We start from the raw sequence: 17,468 nt of genomic DNA, 5'->3' as shown, positions 1-17,468 counted from the left end.
AAGATGCTATTTTCAATTATTGTTTCCCTCATCATACTTTTGTACTGCTTAGCAATACTGGCGTTAATTTATGGTTTTAAAAAGGTAACTACAATAAATTACTTGGGCTTAAAGCCAAAAACAAAATTCTCAATTATTGTTCCTTTTCGCAATGAAGCCGAAAATTTACCCGTTTTATTAGAAAGCTTATCGAAATTGAAATATCCCATAGAGCTGCTTGAGGTGATCTTAGTAGACGATGAATCAGAAGAAGAATTTCAAGTTTCAAGTTTCAAGTTTCAAGTTTCGGTTATAAAAAATATTAGGGTTTCTAATTCGCCTAAAAAAGATGCTATAGTAACTGCAATGCAAATTGTGAACTCCAATTGGGTTATTACCACCGATGCCGATTGTATAGTTCCAGGAAACTGGTTATTAACGTTGGATAATTACATTCAGCTTCATGATGTAGCTATGATTGCTGGTGCGGTCACATATGCGTGTAATAATTCATTTCTACATCAGTTTCAGCAATTGGATTTGGCAAGTTTACAAGGCGCAACTATTGGAAGTTTTGGCATCAACAAAGGATTTATCTGTAATGGCGCCAACTTTGCGTATACCAGGTCCTTTTTTCAAGAGCTCAATGGTTTTGAAGGAAATGATAAAATCGCTAGTGGTGACGATGTATTTTTACTCCAAAAAGCAATTGCAAAATCCCCTAAAAAAGTGCATTATCTAAAATCTGAAAACAATATTGTTACTACAAAACCCCAAAGTAATTGGGAATCTTTGTTTTACCAACGTGTTCGTTGGGCATCTAAAACAAGTTCCTATCAAAGTAGTTTCGGAAAAGGATTGGGATTAATCGTTTTTGCTGGGAATTTGAGTTGGGTGTTAATTCTTGGCTCTTGGTTCTTAGGTTTATCTACTTTTCAAAATACAATTTTAGTCTGTACTTTCAAATTCACAGTTGATACCATTTTGATTTATAAAACCAATCATTTTTTATCCAAAAAGAAAAAGCAATACTTACTTTTAAGTAGTATATTTTATCCTTTTTTCAGTACCAGCGTGGCGTTGTATTCTCTGTTTGGCAAATACGAATGGAAGGGTAGAAAATTTACTAAATAATTTTTTTATTTCTAAAAATCAAACCTGTTAAAGTAATAGCCAGTATTATTGAAGAAATAATAGTCACAATAACATTACCTATTTGATTCAATTGTGTTCCAAAATAAAATCTAAGAGTAATAAAAACTACAGTAAAAAAAATAGACAAATACCAATAATTAAAATTAACTATTTTACCGTTTTCATATTTTTCTGGAAGTTTATAAATATAAAACAAGATCCACAACAAACCAATAACGGAACTTGAATGCTGAGCTATTTTATAAAACGGAATTGAAAAAAACTTTAGATTAAAAAAATAAAATTGTTGTACTATAAAACCATCCCAATGCGTCATTGAATCCCATACTATATGAGTAACCGCTCCTAAAAAAAAGGATATCAAAAATACAAAAAAATCACTTTTGAAATAAAACAACCAATTGAATTTTCTTAATTCCTCTACCCTATTTTGAAGAAAATGAGGCAAATTTTCAATGAAAGGACGTTTTATAATTTCATGAAAAACAAACATAACTATAAACCCAAGAGGAAAATCAATTAGAAAAATTCCTAAAAAAGTATGACTAATTTCGCTTTGTATTTTCATTCTGAAAAAATATTCAAAATCAGGAGACATAGAGCCAACTATCAAAGCGGTAGCTGATAATTTTTTATTTTTTAAAAAAGGCAAAAGTATGGCTGGGTGAGAAAATGTAAATGGCATTAACTACTCTACTTTTAAAATCACCGGAAGAACAAATTGTGTTTTCACTGGAACACCACGTTTTATGGCTGGATTAATTTTTGGAAAATCAACTAGACGAACTTTAAGTATGCTGTCAATTTTGATTTTGTCATACGCTATAGAATCTTTTGGGAATTGAGGTTCAAACTGCATCGTTGCATTTGGAAAAATAGTAACTTTAACTTCAATTGTATCCAGCTCAGGATAAAGAATTGAAAGAGTATCTACACTCAATTTCTCTTGAATCAATTGAGTTAAAACCTCAAAAAAACACTTTTGGCGTTGCTTTTTATCTTCTATTTTTTCACAATCTACCACAGATGGATACTCATCAACCTCTTTCCAATTGATGGATTTCAGCTCCTTTTCTAAAAGCTCTTGCTCTGAAGGAACAGGAGTCTCAAAATACTGACAGGAGTTAAAGATAAGAAAAACTATTAAAAGATAATATGGCTTCAAGATATGTGTATTTGCTATTTTTTTTTAAAGGATAAAACTACAACTAATTTTTTTGCGAATTTTTGATTTTCAAATAATCCTCATAACTTTCAGCAAACCATTTATTCCTACTCTCCATGGCTACTACTTTCTGGTCTGGGTATAAAGCAGCAAGACGTTCAGAGAATATTGCAATTCGAATCGTATAAGAATAAAACTCCACTTTATTTAAAACAGTTGGGCTTGCTTTTTTATCAAAAAATTCAAAAAAAAGCGCATCAAAATCTTTCATCGAAAAATTTAAAACTTTCATTTTATTCTTATTGTATATGCTATCTTTTACTAGAACATCTTTTTGATTATCAAAACCACCTTGAGCATAAATAGAATTACAACTACTCATAATTAGTATTAAGAACACTAAAAGTGACAAACTATTTATTGCTTTCATTTGAAAAATTCGAGTTATATTTATGTTGTACAAAAATACTAAAAATAAATTATGGATTTATTTCTTTTACTCCTTGGATTTTGTTGTGTCATTACCGGAATAATTGGGAGTTTTTTACCCGTATTACCAGGCCCTACAATTAGTTGGCTTGGGGTTGCATTACTTTATTTTACACATGCTGTACCTATGAACCACTGGATTCTTTGGAGTACCTTACTCATTACTATTGTAATTTCCATTTTAGATTACATTATTCCTGCCAAAGGAACTAAAAAATTTGGTGGAAGTAGTTATGGTGTTTGGGGTACCAATATTGGACTTGTGATTGGAATATTTGCACCAATCCCTTTTGGATTTCTTATTGGCCCTTTCTTGGGTGCTTTAATAGGCGAACTTATTTATGATTTTAAAGATCAAAATAGAGCACTAAAAGCCGCTACTGGGTCTTTCATTGGCTTCCTCGTCTCTAGCTTCATGAAGTTTGTACTTTGTATGGTTTTTTTAGGACTCTATATTTGGATTGTTTGGCAATATAAAACAGTTTTGTTTTAATCTACGACATGTAAACTAAATACATAATAGCAACTATTTATTTTTTCCAAAAAACAAAAAAGTCTTTCTTTCGAAAGACTTTTTTAAATACTGGCGGTCTGGACGGGACTCGAACCCGCGACCCCATGCGTGACAGGCATGTATTCTAACCAACTGAACTACCAAACCAGTATTATTCTTTATAAGTTTTGATTCTAAAATTTAGTTTCTTGATAATAACTAATTGCAGTTAAAACAATTAAGATCTTACCGCTTTTGAAGCTATAAATTAAAACACTTCCTTCAATTTAAATCAAAAAAGCTATTCGCCGAGGCGAAAAGCTTTTCATTGGTCTAACTACTAAACCCGCTACGAGTTACAAATTCGTAGCAAACAACACAACTAACGTTAAAAACCGTAAAGGGGCAAAAAAGCCTTTCTGTTACGAAAGGCTTTCCCCAATATTGCGGTCTGGACGGGACTCGAACCCGCGACCCCATGCGTGACAGGCATGTATTCTAACCAACTGAACTACCAAACCTCTGCGTTATTGCGGTGGCAAAGATACAATAGATTTCCGTTTGCGCAAGCCTTTTTTAAAAATAATTTCAAAAAAATTATCACTTATTATCCAAAGTTTTGTTTTTCAGCTAAATATGTCATCATTATTTTTTCAAAATTTTCATCTACGTGTACCGGCACATACTTAATTCTGTTCTGTGAGCAAGTCATAGACAGCTTTTTTAAGTATAATTGCATCTGATTTTGATATTCTTCTTGTACTGTATCTGAGAAAACAGCAACTTCTTCTCCTGTTTCAACATCAACAAACTTTCTAGGTGTATTGTCAAATTCAAAATCAAGCTCCGTTTTGCCGTCAATTACATGAAACAAGACTACTTTATGCTTATTGTGCTTTAAGTGCTGTAGGGCACTAAATAAGGCTTGTTCTTTTTTAGAATCAACAGACTCGTCAAAACTCTGAAACATATCCGTAAACAAGATGACCATAGACCTACGATGCATCTTTTCGGCTATTTGATGTAAATATGTTATGGTATCTGTATTTTTTGCAACCATAGGCTTTTGCAACAAGCCTTCAAGAGCATTTAAGATCATCCTATGGTGTCGGTCGCTTCCTTTTTCTGGTGCATAGTACTCATACGTATCCGAAAAAATACTTAAACCAACAGCATCTCTCTGTTTCTTTAATAAATTCATCAATACCGCTGAGGCCAATACTGAAAATCCTATCTTGTTCTCAAAAAAGTTTTGATTCGCTGACAATTGAGGATAATGCATAGAAGAAGAATTATCAATTATAATATGACATCTTAAATTAGTCTCTTCCTCATAACGTTTGGTATACAACCTATCGGTTTTAGCATACAGCTTCCAGTCAATATGCTTTGTGCTCTCTCCAGCATTATAAACTTTATGCTCAGCAAACTCTGCCGAAAAGCCATGAAACGGACTCTTGTGCATCCCTGAAATAAATCCTTCTACAACTTGATTAGCGAGCAATTCAAGGTGCTGGAAACTAGTAATCTTTTCTATTTGCGATTCAATCTTCATAATCCAAATATATTAAAAGATTAAATGATTTAAAAATTAAAGCGCTACATAACAAGATTAGCCCAAAATAAAACACAAAACTGTTCTTAAACAAAAAAAGGTTTGACTAGCGCCAAACCTTTTCTATATCTAAAATTGATTCTAAAACTTCAATGTTAATTACAACAAAGCGTCAAGACTATCTGCATACGTTTGCTTAGGAGCTACTCCTACTTGCTTTCCTACTACTTCACCGTTATGAAAAACCAATACTGTTGGGATATTTCTAACGCCGTATTTTGCAGCAAATTCTTGATTTGCATCAACGTCAACCTTACCAACAACAACTTTTCCTTCGTATTCGTTGCTTAATTCATCAATGATTGGACCTACCATTCTACACGGTCCACACCATGCTGCCCAAAAATCTACCATTACTGGTTTGTCTGATTTCAAAACTACTTCTTCAAAAGTAGCATCTGTTATTGCTAATGCCATAATATATATTTTAAGTTTATCATTTGAATTTTTAAATATTCAAAACTAGAGTACAAATTTATAAATTAAAAACAAATCAATCACTATTCCCAAATTAGTTTTGACTATTAATCTATTATCAATTCCTATATACTTACTTTATACTAGAAATTTATTTTCTTTTGGAGCTTTTTCCCGCTGTACGCTGTATTCCCGATAAATAAAAACTACGGCTAAAAAGCCTTGTTTTTCTAAATCGGGAGATGCCGCTTCCATCAGGGCTATAAAAACAATCTCCGAAACCTATTTTACGATACAAAAAAAGGGATGCTCTTTCGAACACCCCTTCATATTAAAACTTTTTATTAAATTACAAACTGTACTTTAATCCAAGAGTTAATCCTAAACCACTAATACCAACGTATGAGCTGATATCATCAGAAGCTTTTGTATTATCAAAGCCTGCTGAATTGGTTGTTCTATTATTTGAAGTACTGTTAATCTGCTCTACATAGTTTACGTGATTTACAGAATACGAAGCATCTGGACGAAACGATGTTGGAACAGTCAATTTATCTACGCCATTTTCAGTATACGCTTTCGTTTCTTTAGATTTACCGTGTACTGTAAAGTTACGATACTCCAACTCTCCGTAAACCGAAATGTTTTTCCCTAATTTATAAGATGTTCCTACAACTGCCATAAAACCAACTGTTGGATTTGGTAAAACTTTTTCTTTAGAATAAGAATTTACAGTTCCTGCAGGTGTTGTATATACTCTGTTAGTCTCGATTGTTAAATCACCATGAACTGGTACAATTACACCAACTTTTGTGTAAGGTTCGAAACCATTTGACTCTCCTAAGAATAGAACAACAGCTGGAGCTAAATCAAATGCTGTAATTTTTCCTTGTGCTTTTCCTGTTGCAAAAACTGGACCTGGAGCAACTAGTCTATTAACTGTTTCCACCATTGTTTTGTTGCTACTTTTGAAATAATTCAATCCCATCTCAAAACCTAATCTAGAAGAAACGCGGTAACCAGCAGTTAAACCAGTTCTAAATCCTTCTCCAAAAGACCCGTGATTCGTTTCTCTTGAAAGCAAAGTTGTTCCATTTGCTGCATATACATCCGTGTTTGGTAATTGACCTGAAACTACAGGAAATTCTGTAGCCGCAGTTTGCATAAAATAAGAACCACCTAATTTAAAATACCAACTCTCATTTTTTTCTGTTTGGGCTACCATAGTCATAGTACATAGTGCAAATCCCAATAAGAATAATTGTTTTTTCATGCTATTGTTTTTTTATATTTTATGCAAAAGTACTTCAATTGCACTAATAATTTCTCAAAAATAGCATGAAGATGGATGTTAAATTTAAATATTCATTAATAATCAGCACTTTATAAAAAGTGTTAAAAAAAAATTACAAAAGTCATTCCTACAATTTTAAAGTTTACAAATAAACAAGTACGAATTACAAATCACATCCCAAACATTAATTTAGTTTAAAATTAATTTGCATTTTCTCTAACTCAAATAGTAATTCATTTGAAATTTTAACTTTCAATTTTCTACTAGCCATTGCTAGCTTTGTAACTACTTTTATCTCCTCAACCTCTTCTACTTTTACTACTGCCGTTGCTTCACCCAGTTCCTCATTGCCAGCATCAACTTCTTCTAAATCATCCGCAAAACTGATTTCTTCTGGATCGATCTCTGGCGTTGCAACTGGAATTAGTTTTTTTATTTTTTCGAGTTCCATTACTTCAAATGAAACGATGTTATCTCCTTTATACTCTTGAAAAAGCCGACTTAAATTATGAATAAATTCAGCATGTAAATCATTTATGTTAAGATATAAAATGAGTTTTTTAGCAAACGTAGCCAATACATCCTGCAACTGCTTAACCTCAACAAATTGCATTCTTGGCTCACTTTTTTTGCCTGTATCTTGATTGACCCAACCTTCTTTGATGAGCACTTTTATAAACACAAATTGATTATTGTATAAAAAATGATAAAACTTGAGATACTCTTCACCAAAAATTTTGAACTCAAAACTTTCTTCAAATCCTTCCAGTGTAAATATTGCCCAATCCTTACCATTCTTAGCGGTTCGGCGTTGAAAATTACTTACAATACCTGCAAAAGTTAAATTCTTACCTACATATTGTTCCATATTTCTGAGCGCATCTAAACGAGCATTGCAAAAATATTTTATTTCAAATCTAAAATCATCCAGTGGATGTCCAGAGATGTAAATCCCTACAACCTCCTTTTCTCTTGATAATTTTTCCATCGTGCTCCAATCTTCACATGGAGGCACTACTGGCTCAGCAATTTGCACCTCGCTAGCATCACCAAACAAACTTACTTGAGAGGAATTTTCATTTTCCTGGAACTTAGCTCCATACCGAATCGCTTTTTCGTAAAACGTTATTCCGTCTCCATCATCATGAAAGTATTGCGCTCTCGTTGTATCACCAAAAGAGTCAAAACCCCCAGCCAAAGCTAAGTTTTCTAACGCTTTTTTATTGGCAGCGCGCAAATCAATTCGTTTGGTCAAATCAAAAATGGACTTGTATTTCCCGTCTTTTCTTTTCTCCACTATGGTTGCAACCGCTCCAGAACCAACACCCTTTATAGCTCCCATCCCAAAACGCACCGCATAATCATCATTTACAGTGAATTTATAGAATGATTCATTTACATCAGGACCCAAAACTTGCAAGCCCATTCGCTTACACTCTTCCATAAAGAACGACACTTGTTTGATATCACTCATATTGTTAGAGAGTACTGCAGCCATATACTCCGCAGGATAATTTGCTTTTAAGTAAGCCGTTTGATAAGCAATCCAAGCATAGCAAGTAGAGTGCGACTTATTAAATGCGTATTCTGCAAAGGCTTCCCAGTCTTTCCAAATTTTCTCCAGTTTATCTTCGGCATGCCCTTTGGCAGCAGCCTGACTGATAAATTTCGGTTTCATTTTGTCCAAAACATCCTTTTGCTTTTTTCCCATCGCTTTACGCAAAACGTCGGCATCACCTTTAGAGAAATCAGCCAATTTTTGGGACAAAAGCATTACTTGCTCTTGGTAAACGGTAATTCCGTAGGTATCCTTAAGTAATTCTTCGCAGGCTTCAAGGTCATAAATAATTTCCTCTTCACCATTTTTTCGCTTGACGAAACTCGGAATATAAGCTATTGGACCAGGACGGTATAAGGCATTCATTGCAATTAAATCAGGAAAAACCGTAGGCTTTAACTCCTTCATGTATTTTTGCATTCCAGGACTTTCATACTGAAAAATACCAACCGTTTCACCGCGCTGAAAAAGCTCGTAAGTTTTTAGATCATCAATAGGAAACTCATCTGGATTGAGCTCAATTCCACTGCGGTATTTTACTAGTTTAACGGTGTCTTTTATTAAAGTAAGAGTCTTCAAACCCAAGAAGTCCATCTTTAATAAACCAGCGCTTTCTACTACCGAGTTATCAAATTGAGTCACATACAAATCCGAATCTTTGGCCGTAGCCACAGGAACAAAATTGGTAATATCACTAGGTGTAATAATCACTCCACAAGCGTGAATTCCCGTATTTCTTAGATTTCCCTCTAAAACTTTGGCTTGCTGAATGGTTTCACCACCAAGGTCATCTTCATTGGCAAGTCCTATTAATTCTTTTATTTTATCATACTCTTCCGGTCGAACCGCTTTTTTTATGATATCTTCTTTTTCATTTAAAAACCGAGCTAAATTCCACTTAGACGGCATCATTCCCGGAATCAATTTCGCAATTTTATCTGCTTCAAAAAGTGGTAAATCCAGTACTCGAGCGGTATCACGAATCGCTGATTTGGTAGCCATTTTTCCATATGTGATAATTTGCGCCACTTGTTTCGAACCGTATTTTCGGATCACATAATCCATCACACTGCTTCGGCCTTCATCATCAAAATCGATATCAATATCGGGTAGTGACACACGATCCGGATTCAAGAAACGCTCAAAAAGCAAGTTGTATTTTAAAGGATCTATATTGGTAATTTTCAAACAATACGCCACTACCGATCCCGCCGCAGAACCCCTTCCTGGACCTACCGAAACGCCCATACTACGTGCTTCGGCAATTAAATCCTGTACAATCAAGAAATATCCAGGATAACCAGAATTAGAAATGGTCAATAATTCAAAATCCAATCGCTCTTGAATTTCTTCATTAATTACAGGATATCGTCTTCTTGCGCCTTCAAAAGTAAGGTGTCTCAAATAGGCATTTTCTCCTCGAACTCCACCATCTTTTTCATCTTCAGGATTATTAAACTCCACCGGGATTTCAAACTTTGGAAGCAATACTTCGCGAGCCAAATCATAAATTTCAATTTTATCTACAATCTCCGAAATATTTGAAATCGCCTCTGGTAAATTAGCAAAGAGTTGCTTCATTTCGTCCCCAGACTTGAAATAGTACTCTTGATTTGGCAACCCATAACGATAGCCGCGGCCACGACCAATAGGTGTAGTTTGTTTTTCACCGTCACGCACACAAAGCAAAATATCATGTGCATTCGAATTTTCTTTGTCTATATAAAAGGTATTGTTTGTAGCTACAATTTTGACCTCATGCTTTCTGGCTAAAGCAATCAAAGAAGTATTCACCCTATTTTCATCTTCTTGATTGTGGCGCATGACCTCAATATAAAAATCCTCCTTGAATTCATTTTTCCACCAGATTAAGGCATCTTCGGCTTGGTTTTCACCAATGTTTAGAATCTTATTAGGTATTTCACCATACAAGTTTCCGGACAAAACAATAATATCTTCTTTGAATTCCTGAATGACTTTTCTATCAATTCTAGGTACATAATAAAACCCTTCTGTGTATGCAATGGAGGACATTTTAGCCAAATTATGGTATCCTTTTTTGGTCTTCGCCAAAAGGACTATTTGATATCCATTATCCTTAACCGACTTATTTTTATGGTCTTCGCAAACAAAAAATTCGCAACCTACAATAGGTTTCATAGGAACTTCGGTAGGTTCTTCACCATTTTCGATAGCCGCTTTATTCTTGGCTTCAGCCGCTTTGTTATGGTATAAAATATCACGGACAAAGTGAAAAGCACCCATCAAATTGGCATGATCCGTCATAGCAACAGCAGGCATTTTTTGCTGTGCCGCCGCTTTGACTAATGCCGCAATGCTAATGGTAGATTGCAATACCGAAAACTGAGTATGATTGTGCAAATGAACAAAGGGCGCATCAACTAAAACTTTCTTATTCTCCGAAAGGTCCTCTTTAGAAACAGTAGGCGCTTGCTTTTCGCCAAATTGTTGTCGGATTTTATCTGAAGCCTCTTTTAAATTGATATGTTTTAACCCAATGAGTTTGATTTCGGTTGGGTTTTTACTTTGGAAATCTTTGAAATAAGAAGCCGGAACATCTAGTTCTTCTTTCGTAAAAATTTCACGACGAATTAATTCTAAAAAACAGCGTGTTGTTGCCTCCACATCGGCAGTTGCGTTGTGTGCTTCGCCAAAAGGTTTATTAAAAAGGTACGAGTGCAACTCTGTCAACGTAGGCAATTTGAATTTGCCACCGCGACCACCTGGTAATTTCAATAAGGAAGCGGTAATTTCAGTACACGTATCCAGAATAGGCATCGAGCTCATTTGGCTTTCTACTCCCATTCGATAGAATTCGCAACCCATAATATTGATATCAAAACCTAAATTTTGACCCACAATAAACTTCGCTTTACCTAAGGCTACGTTGAATTTCTCTAAAACTTCAGACAATGAAACGCCATTGGCCTCTGCCAATTCAGTAGAAATACCGTGAATTCGTTCCGCATCATACGGTATATTAAAACCTTCGGGCTTGACCAAATAATCTTGATGCTCGATGAGTTTTCCCATATCATCATGCAACTGCCAAGCAATTTGAATACATCTTGGCCAATTGTCTGTGTCAGAAATGGGAGCGCCCCAGCGTTTTGGTAATCCTGTGGTTTCGGTATCGAATATTAAGTACATAAATCCCCTCCCCAGCCCTCCCCAGAGGGAAGGGTGCCTAAACCCATAGATTTAGACAGTGTATTTAACTGGTTTTAAACACTTTAAAATTAATGAAAGTAGCAAAAAATGAATTTCAAATTTAGTTTTTTTTGAGTAGAACTAAAGCTAAGTTACTAACAAAAAATAAATTTATTTTCCAAGACTATTCTCCTACTAAAACCAAAATTACTTGGAACAAATCGTCTAAAACGTAATTTATTATAAACATAAAAGACCACATATTGATTTTTGGATGTCGTAGTATTTCATCAAAAAAAAATAACTAAATACAATTGAAAAACAACCAACTTATTCCTAAAATTAGATTTAAAAAAAGCTTCGTCAAAAGTCAAAAAACGAATTTAAAATTGAAAAAAAAATCAATTTTAACCTGATTTAATTAAATATTCTCAACCCAAACCACTTGAAAGATACAAATACTAACTATTCGATAAATATTAAAAATTAAAAAAAACGACGATACATTTTATCAAAATAAAAACCACACTTTAAAAAAAGAAATCAAAAAGACGAAATTTAGTTATGAAATATTCGGTTGAGATTTTGGGTATCGTATAAATTGAAAAAATCAAAAATATACATTAACTCCTTTTTTTAGTTTTGCGTTCTTGATTATCTTAAGGCTTATTTGGCCACAAAACTAAAATTTATACAATGAGCACTACATTATTTGATAAAGTATGGGATGCGCACGTGGTGCGTAAAATAGAAGATGGACCTGATGTTTTTTTTATTGATCGTCATTTCATACATGAAGTTACAAGTCCTGTTGCATTTTTAGGATTAAAATCTAGAAATGTATCTGTTTTATACCCTGAGCGTACCTTTGCAACAGCAGATCACAACACCCCAACCATAAACCAACATTTACCCGTACAAGATCCTTTGTCTGCAAACCAGTTGCAAGCTTTGGAAGACAATGCAGCAGAATATGGTATTTCACACTGGGGATTGGGACATCAAAAAAATGGTATCGTTCACGTAGTAGGTCCTGAAAACGGAATTACTTTGCCAGGAGCCACCATTGTTTGTGGAGATTCGCACACCTCTACGCACGGTGCTTTTGGCGCCATCGCTTTTGGAATAGGAACTTCTGAGGTCGAAATGGTTTTGGCTACCCAATGCATCATGCAACCCAAACCAAAAAAAATGCGCATCAATGTAAACGGAACTTTAAGCAAAGGCGTAGGTCCAAAAGATGTAGCCCTTTATATCATTTCTCAACTGACCACTTCTGGCGGAACAGGCTATTTTGTTGAGTACGCAGGAAATGTTTTTGAAGAAATGTCTATGGAAGGCCGAATGACCGTGTGCAATTTAAGCATAGAAATGGGTGCTCGTGGTGGCATGATTGCTCCAGATCAAAAAACATTCGATTTCCTTGAAGGAAGATTATATGCTCCAAAAGGCGAAGCTTGGACAAAAGCCGTTGCATATTGGAAAACCTTAAAAACCGATGCTGATGCTATTTTTGATGCTGAATTAAATATCGATGCAACAGATATCGAGCCAATGATTACTTACGGAACTAATCCAGGGATGGGAATTGGTATCTCAAAAAATATTCCAAACGCCAACCGAGTAGAAGGTGGCGCCGAAACCTATAAAAAATCATTGGCCTACATGGGTTTTCAAGAAGATGATGTGATGATAGGCAAACCAATTGATTATGTTTTCTTAGGGAGCTGCACTAACGGTCGTATTGAAGATTTTAGGGCTTTCGCCGAAATTGTAAAAGGACGAAAAAAGGCCGATAACGTAACAGCATGGCTCGTTCCAGGTTCTCACGTTGTTGAAGCACAGATTAAAGAAGAAGGACTTTTGGACATTCTTACCGAAGCTGGTTTTGTATTGCGTCAGCCGGGTTGTTCTGCCTGCTTGGCCATGAATGATGATAAAGTTCCTGCAGGAAAATATGCAGTAAGTACATCCAATAGAAATTTTGAAGGAAGACAAGGTCCTGGTTCAAGGACTTTGCTTGCAAGTCCTATTATGGCTGCCGCTGCTGCTGTTACCGGAGTTTTAACAGACCCAAGAAAATTAATGTAGCCCACTAACCCCCGAAGAGGGAATTCCCAACAAAATAAATAGTACAATTAAAAAAAACAACTTGCTCCTCCAACAACTCCCCCTTCGGGGGTTGGAGGGCTAATAAAAAATAAAAATGGCATACGATAAATTCAATATACTGACTAGTAGCGCAGTACCACTGCCGATAGAAAATGTAGATACGGACCAAATCATTCCAGCTCGTTTCTTAAAAGCAACTGAGCGTGTAGGTTTTGGTGACAACTTATTTAGAGATTGGCGATACAACTCGGACGAATCTCCAAAAAAAGATTTCGTTTTAAATGACAGTACCTACAGCGGAAAAATTTTAGTGGGTGGGAAAAATTTTGGTTCGGGCTCCTCTCGGGAACACGCCGCATGGGCGGTATATGATTACGGATTTAGAGCCGTAGTGTCAAGTTTTTTTGCAGATATTTTTAAAGGAAACTGCCTAAATATTGGTGTTTTGCCTGTCCAGGTGAGTCCAGAATTTGCTGATTCTATTTTTAAAGCCATCGAAGAAAATCCTAATACTGAATTAGAAATCAACTTACCAAACCAAACCATCACATTATTAGCAACAGGTCAGCAAGAATCATTTGCCATTAACGGCTACAAAAAGAACAACATGCTCAACGGTTTTGATGACATTGATTACTTACAAAACATTAAAGAAGATATTGAAGTATTTGCAAGCACACGCCCCTTTTAATTAAAAAACACAGCACTAAGAACTATTTTAAATCCTAAAACCTAGCTTGAAAAGAGCTGAATTTTTTGGGTTCCAAATTTACAACGATGAAAAGAAAAATTGAAATAATGGACACAACCCTACGTGATGGTGAACAAACCTCTGGGGTATCCTTTTCTGCTGCAGAAAAATTGACCATTGCACAATTATTGATCGAAGAATTAAATATTGACCGTATAGAAATAGCTTCTGCACGAGTGAGCGACGGAGAGTTTCAAGGAGTGAAAGGCATTATGGCTTGGGCCAATAAACAAAATTATACAGATAGAATAGAAGTACTCACTTTTGTAGATGGTGGATTATCTATTGAATGGATGAAAAAAACAGGTGCTAAAGTTCAAAATTTATTAACCAAAGGATCTTTAAATCATTTAACACATCAATTAAAAAAAACACCCGAACAGCATTTTAATGAAATTGCTCAAACCATAACTTTGGCTCAAGAAAATAATATTGAGACCAATGTATATTTAGAAGATTGGAGTAACGGCATGCGTAATTCTCCTGAATATGTGTTTCAATATTTAGATTTCCTGACACAACAGCCCGTAAAAAGAATCTTACTTCCAGATACATTAGGGGTGTTGATTCCGTCAGAAACATTTGAGTTTATTTCGAAAATCACAACTCGATATCCTAGCATCCATTTTGATTTTCATGCCCATAACGACTATGATCTAAGTATTGCAAATGTAATGGAAGCCATCAAAGGAGGCATTCATGGTTTACATGTTACCGTAAATGGCATGGGTGAACGCGCAGGAAATGCTCCACTCGAAAGCGCCGTTGCCGTTGTCAATGACTTTTTTCCGCAAATAGCAATTGGCGTGAAAGAATCATCTTTATATTCTGTGAGTAAGTTGGTCGAAACTTTTACAGGATATAGAATTCCTGCAAACAAACCTATAGTAGGCGATAATGTATTTACCCAAACAGCCGGAATTCATGCTGATGGCGATAATAAAAATAACCTTTATTTTAACGATCTCTTACCAGAACGTTTTGGTCGAAAAAGAAAGTATGCTCTTGGAAAAACTTCTGGCAAAGCCAATATTGAAAAGAACCTTCAGGAATTAGGCCTTCAATTAAATCCTGAGGATTTAAAATTAGTTACGCAGCGCATTATCGAATTAGGTGATAAAAAAGAAACCGTTACTAAAGAAGACTTGCCCTATATTATATCTGATGTTTTGGACAGCCAAACCTACCAAGATAAAATAATTGTGGAATCCTATATATTATCTCATGCAAAAGGCATGCGGCCATCAACTACCCTATCACTAAAAATGGATGGAGACGTTATTGAAGAACACGCACAAGGTGATGGACAATTTGATGCTTTCATGAATGCATTGGCAAAAATATACAAAAGCAAAAATTTAAAATTGCCTCAATTGATAGATTATGCTGTTAGAATACCTCCAGGAAGTAGTTCTGATGCATTATGCGAAACTATAATAACATGGCTAAACAATGGTAAAGAATTTAAAACAAGAGGATTAGATTCTGACCAAACCGTTGCAGCTATCATTGCAACTCAAAAAATGCTGAATTTAATATCTGATTAAAGGCACAAAGGCTCAGGGTGACAAAGGTTCAAAGTTATTTCTTTATTGCTTTGACTCTAAACCTTTAAATTCTTGAATATTTGAACCTTAAAATAAAAAAAACTTAAAAAATGAAATTAAACATAGCCCTTTTAGCCGGAGACGGAATTGGACCCGAAGTAATCAACGAAGCCGTAAAAGTTTCTGACGCCATTGCAAAAAAATTCAATCATGAAATCACTTGGACACCCGCATTAACAGGCGCATGTGCTATTGATGCTGTTGGTGTTCCTTATCCAGATGAAACCCATGAGATCTGTCTTGCTGCAGATGCTGTACTGTTTGGGGCTATTGGTCATCCAAAATACGACAATGACCCAACCGCAACGGTCCGACCAGAGCAAGGATTGTTGCTCATGCGAAAAAAATTAGGCTTATTTGCAAATGTGAGACCTACTTTTACTTTCCCATCTTTGATTGATAATTCTCCTTTGAAACGAGAACGTATAGAGGGAACCGATTTGATTTTCCTAAGAGAATTAACTGGTGGAATCTATTTTGGTGAAAAAGGAAGATTAGACAATGGCGAAACCGCATACGACACTTGTACTTATACAAGAGCAGAAGTAAAACGACTGGCAAAAAAAGGCTTTGAATTGGCCATGAGCCGTTCTAAAAAACTTTGTTGTGTGGACAAAGCTAATGTTATGGAAACTTCCCGGCTATGGAGAGAAACCGTTCAAGCCATGGAAAAAGACTATCCAGAAGTTTCGGTTTCCTATGAATTTGTTGATGCTGTAGCCATGCGACTAGTGCAATGGCCCAATTCTTATGATGTGTTGATTACTGAGAATTTATTTGGCGATATATTGACAGATGAAGCTTCGGTAATATCAGGATCTATGGGATTAATGCCTTCTGCATCTGTGGGAGAACATACTTCGTTATACGAACCCATCCACGGGTCATATCCACAAGCAACGGGACTCAATATTGCAAATCCGCTGGCTACTATTTTATCCGCAGCCATGATGTTTGAAGACGCTTTTGGATTAAAAGAAGAAGCAGAAGCCATAAGAGCAGTCGTAAATAATTCCCTTGAACAAGGAATAGTAACGGAGGATTTAGTCAGCAAAGGAAACAAAGCTTACAAAACAAGCGAAGTGGGCGACTGGCTTGTTGCAAACCTATAAAAACAAAAAAGGTGTCAATTTTCATTGACACCTCTTTTTATAGCTAGAAAAAAATATTAATATCCTCCTCTGTTTCCACCACCACGGTTGTCTCCACCACGGCTGTTTCCACCATAACCACCACGAGAGTCACCTCCACGGTTGTTATTAAAACTTCTTCTTTCACCTTCTGGTTTAGGCTCAGATTTGTTTACTACAATTGCACGTCCTTGAACAGTAGCACCGTTCAACTCGTCAATTGCTTTTTGAGCTTCATCATCATTTGGCATCTCAACAAAACCGAATCCTTTACTTCTTCCTGTAAATTTATCTGAGATAATTTTAACTGAATCAACTGCTCCATAAGCCTCGAAAGACTCTCTTAAATCTGCTTCCTCAATACTGAATGGAAGGCTTCCAACAAAAATATTCATATGTACTTATTTAAATAATACAACAAATGTACTGCTATTTTTCTCTAATCTACTATATATTAGCTTATTTATGATTTTATTTTGAATTTGCGTTTTTGAAACTAAGAAATAAATACAACAAACTGGTCTTTGTTTTT

14 protein-coding genes and 2 tRNA genes are annotated in these 17,468 nt (G+C 35.3%); 6 read left to right on the top strand and 10 right to left on the bottom strand.

All coding sequences use genetic code 11. The features are described 5' to 3' along the window. Positions 1 to 3: 3 nt before the first annotated feature. A complete protein-coding gene (locus tag K5V07_RS01695) occupies positions 4 to 1,113 on the top strand; it encodes a glycosyltransferase (RefSeq protein ID WP_221916090.1) in 1,110 nt (369 codons plus the stop codon). Here K5V07_RS01695 and K5V07_RS01690 read toward each other — a convergent pair. From K5V07_RS01690 to K5V07_RS01680, 3 genes are read right to left on the bottom strand one after another with little or no spacing between them, the layout of a single operon-like run. Then, on the bottom strand, positions 1,106 to 1,819 hold the full coding sequence (locus K5V07_RS01690; protein WP_221916089.1) for a DUF4184 family protein: 714 nt from the start codon (positions 1,817 to 1,819) through the stop codon (positions 1,106 to 1,108). The genes K5V07_RS01695 and K5V07_RS01690 overlap by 8 nt on opposite strands. A 3-nt stretch (positions 1,820 to 1,822) precedes the next feature. Next, on the bottom strand, positions 1,823 to 2,299 hold the full coding sequence (locus K5V07_RS01685) for a hypothetical protein (RefSeq protein WP_221916088.1): 477 nt from the start codon (positions 2,297 to 2,299) through the stop codon (positions 1,823 to 1,825). 43 nt (positions 2,300 to 2,342) lie between these two features. After that, the gene (locus K5V07_RS01680) at positions 2,343 to 2,729 is read right to left on the bottom strand and encodes a hypothetical protein (protein ID WP_221916087.1); all 387 of its coding nucleotides are present in this window, start codon (positions 2,727 to 2,729) and stop codon (positions 2,343 to 2,345) included. Positions 2,730 to 2,780: 51 nt separating this feature from the next. On the opposite strand from K5V07_RS01680, the gene K5V07_RS01675 reads away from it, so the two are divergent. Then, the gene (locus K5V07_RS01675) at positions 2,781 to 3,281 is read left to right on the top strand and encodes a DUF456 domain-containing protein (protein ID WP_221916086.1); all 501 of its coding nucleotides are present in this window, start codon (positions 2,781 to 2,783) and stop codon (positions 3,279 to 3,281) included. A gap of 91 nt (positions 3,282 to 3,372) precedes the next feature. Here K5V07_RS01675 and K5V07_RS01670 read toward each other — a convergent pair. The 6 genes from K5V07_RS01670 to dnaE form a co-directional block, all read right to left on the bottom strand. After that, positions 3,373 to 3,449 (bottom strand) — tRNA-Asp (locus K5V07_RS01670). A gap of 279 nt (positions 3,450 to 3,728) precedes the next feature. Then, positions 3,729 to 3,802 (bottom strand) — tRNA-Asp (locus K5V07_RS01665). 86 nt (positions 3,803 to 3,888) lie between these two features. Then, positions 3,889 to 4,836, bottom strand: coding sequence for a DUF58 domain-containing protein (locus K5V07_RS01660; RefSeq protein ID WP_221916085.1), 948 nt, complete (start codon positions 4,834 to 4,836; stop codon positions 3,889 to 3,891). A 159-nt stretch (positions 4,837 to 4,995) separates the two neighbouring features. Continuing rightward, on the bottom strand, positions 4,996 to 5,313 hold the full coding sequence (gene trxA, locus K5V07_RS01655) for a thioredoxin (protein WP_024980008.1): 318 nt from the start codon (positions 5,311 to 5,313) through the stop codon (positions 4,996 to 4,998). A 349-nt stretch (positions 5,314 to 5,662) separates the two neighbouring features. Continuing rightward, a complete protein-coding gene (locus K5V07_RS01650; RefSeq protein WP_221916084.1) occupies positions 5,663 to 6,586 on the bottom strand; it encodes an outer membrane beta-barrel protein in 924 nt (307 codons plus the stop codon). A gap of 205 nt (positions 6,587 to 6,791) precedes the next feature. Beyond that, positions 6,792 to 11,336 carry a DNA polymerase III subunit alpha gene (gene dnaE, locus K5V07_RS01645; protein WP_221916083.1) on the bottom strand — a complete coding sequence of 1,515 codons (4,545 nt, stop codon included), beginning with the start codon at positions 11,334 to 11,336 and terminating at the stop codon, positions 6,792 to 6,794. Between the two features lie 696 nt (positions 11,337 to 12,032). On the opposite strand from dnaE, the gene leuC reads away from it, so the two are divergent. The 4 genes from leuC (at position 12,033) to leuB (ending at position 16,918) form a co-directional block, all read left to right on the top strand. Next, complete coding sequence (leuC, locus tag K5V07_RS01640) at positions 12,033 to 13,427, top strand: 3-isopropylmalate dehydratase large subunit (protein WP_221916082.1); 1,395 nt, start codon at positions 12,033 to 12,035, stop codon at positions 13,425 to 13,427. A 115-nt stretch (positions 13,428 to 13,542) separates the two neighbouring features. Further along, positions 13,543 to 14,139, top strand: a complete 597-nt coding sequence (gene leuD / locus K5V07_RS01635; RefSeq protein WP_221916081.1) for a 3-isopropylmalate dehydratase small subunit — start codon at positions 13,543 to 13,545, stop codon at positions 14,137 to 14,139. An 86-nt stretch (positions 14,140 to 14,225) separates the two neighbouring features. After that, positions 14,226 to 15,746: an alpha-isopropylmalate synthase regulatory domain-containing protein gene (locus K5V07_RS01630; protein WP_255577429.1), complete on the top strand. Its 1,521-nt coding sequence runs from the start codon at positions 14,226 to 14,228 to the stop codon at positions 15,744 to 15,746. Between the two features lie 110 nt (positions 15,747 to 15,856). After that, positions 15,857 to 16,918 (top strand): 3-isopropylmalate dehydrogenase, encoded by a 1,062-nt coding sequence (gene leuB, locus K5V07_RS01625; protein ID WP_221916080.1) that lies wholly within the window; start codon positions 15,857 to 15,859, stop codon positions 16,916 to 16,918. Between the two features lie 56 nt (positions 16,919 to 16,974). On the opposite strand, the gene K5V07_RS01620 is transcribed toward leuB, so the two are convergent. After that, positions 16,975 to 17,331, bottom strand: a complete 357-nt coding sequence (locus tag K5V07_RS01620) for an RNA-binding protein (RefSeq protein ID WP_086454735.1) — start codon at positions 17,329 to 17,331, stop codon at positions 16,975 to 16,977. Positions 17,332 to 17,468 lie beyond the last annotated feature (137 nt).

Origin of the sequence: Flavobacterium sp. CHNK8 (genome assembly GCF_019774515.1) — a bacterium.
GTDB lineage: Bacteria > Bacteroidota > Bacteroidia > Flavobacteriales > Flavobacteriaceae > Flavobacterium > Flavobacterium tiangeerense.
Note: the sequence above shows the minus strand (reverse complement) of the source record. Positions and strands in the feature narration are given on the sequence as shown.

Excerpts from the sequence above, each read along its gene's own strand:
- K5V07_RS01695 (WP_221916090.1), top strand. The coding sequence starts at position 4 with ATGCTATTTTCAATTATTGTTTCCCTCATCATACTTTTGTACTGCTTA.
- K5V07_RS01690 (WP_221916089.1), bottom strand. The coding sequence starts at position 1,819 with ATGCCATTTACATTTTCTCACCCAGCCATACTTTTGCCTTTTTTAAAA.
- K5V07_RS01680 (WP_221916087.1), bottom strand. The coding sequence starts at position 2,729 with ATGAAAGCAATAAATAGTTTGTCACTTTTAGTGTTCTTAATACTAATT.
- K5V07_RS01675 (WP_221916086.1), top strand. The coding sequence starts at position 2,781 with ATGGATTTATTTCTTTTACTCCTTGGATTTTGTTGTGTCATTACCGGA.
- K5V07_RS01660 (WP_221916085.1), bottom strand. The coding sequence starts at position 4,836 with ATGAAGATTGAATCGCAAATAGAAAAGATTACTAGTTTCCAGCACCTT.
- trxA (WP_024980008.1), bottom strand. The coding sequence starts at position 5,313 with ATGGCATTAGCAATAACAGATGCTACTTTTGAAGAAGTAGTTTTGAAA.
- K5V07_RS01650 (WP_221916084.1), bottom strand. The coding sequence starts at position 6,586 with ATGAAAAAACAATTATTCTTATTGGGATTTGCACTATGTACTATGACT.
- dnaE (WP_221916083.1), bottom strand. The coding sequence starts at position 11,336 with ATGTACTTAATATTCGATACCGAAACCACAGGATTACCAAAACGCTGG.
- leuC (WP_221916082.1), top strand. The coding sequence starts at position 12,033 with ATGAGCACTACATTATTTGATAAAGTATGGGATGCGCACGTGGTGCGT.
- leuD (WP_221916081.1), top strand. The coding sequence starts at position 13,543 with ATGGCATACGATAAATTCAATATACTGACTAGTAGCGCAGTACCACTG.
- K5V07_RS01630 (WP_255577429.1), top strand. The coding sequence starts at position 14,226 with ATGAAAAGAAAAATTGAAATAATGGACACAACCCTACGTGATGGTGAA.
- leuB (WP_221916080.1), top strand. The coding sequence starts at position 15,857 with ATGAAATTAAACATAGCCCTTTTAGCCGGAGACGGAATTGGACCCGAA.
- K5V07_RS01620 (WP_086454735.1), bottom strand. The coding sequence starts at position 17,331 with ATGAATATTTTTGTTGGAAGCCTTCCATTCAGTATTGAGGAAGCAGAT.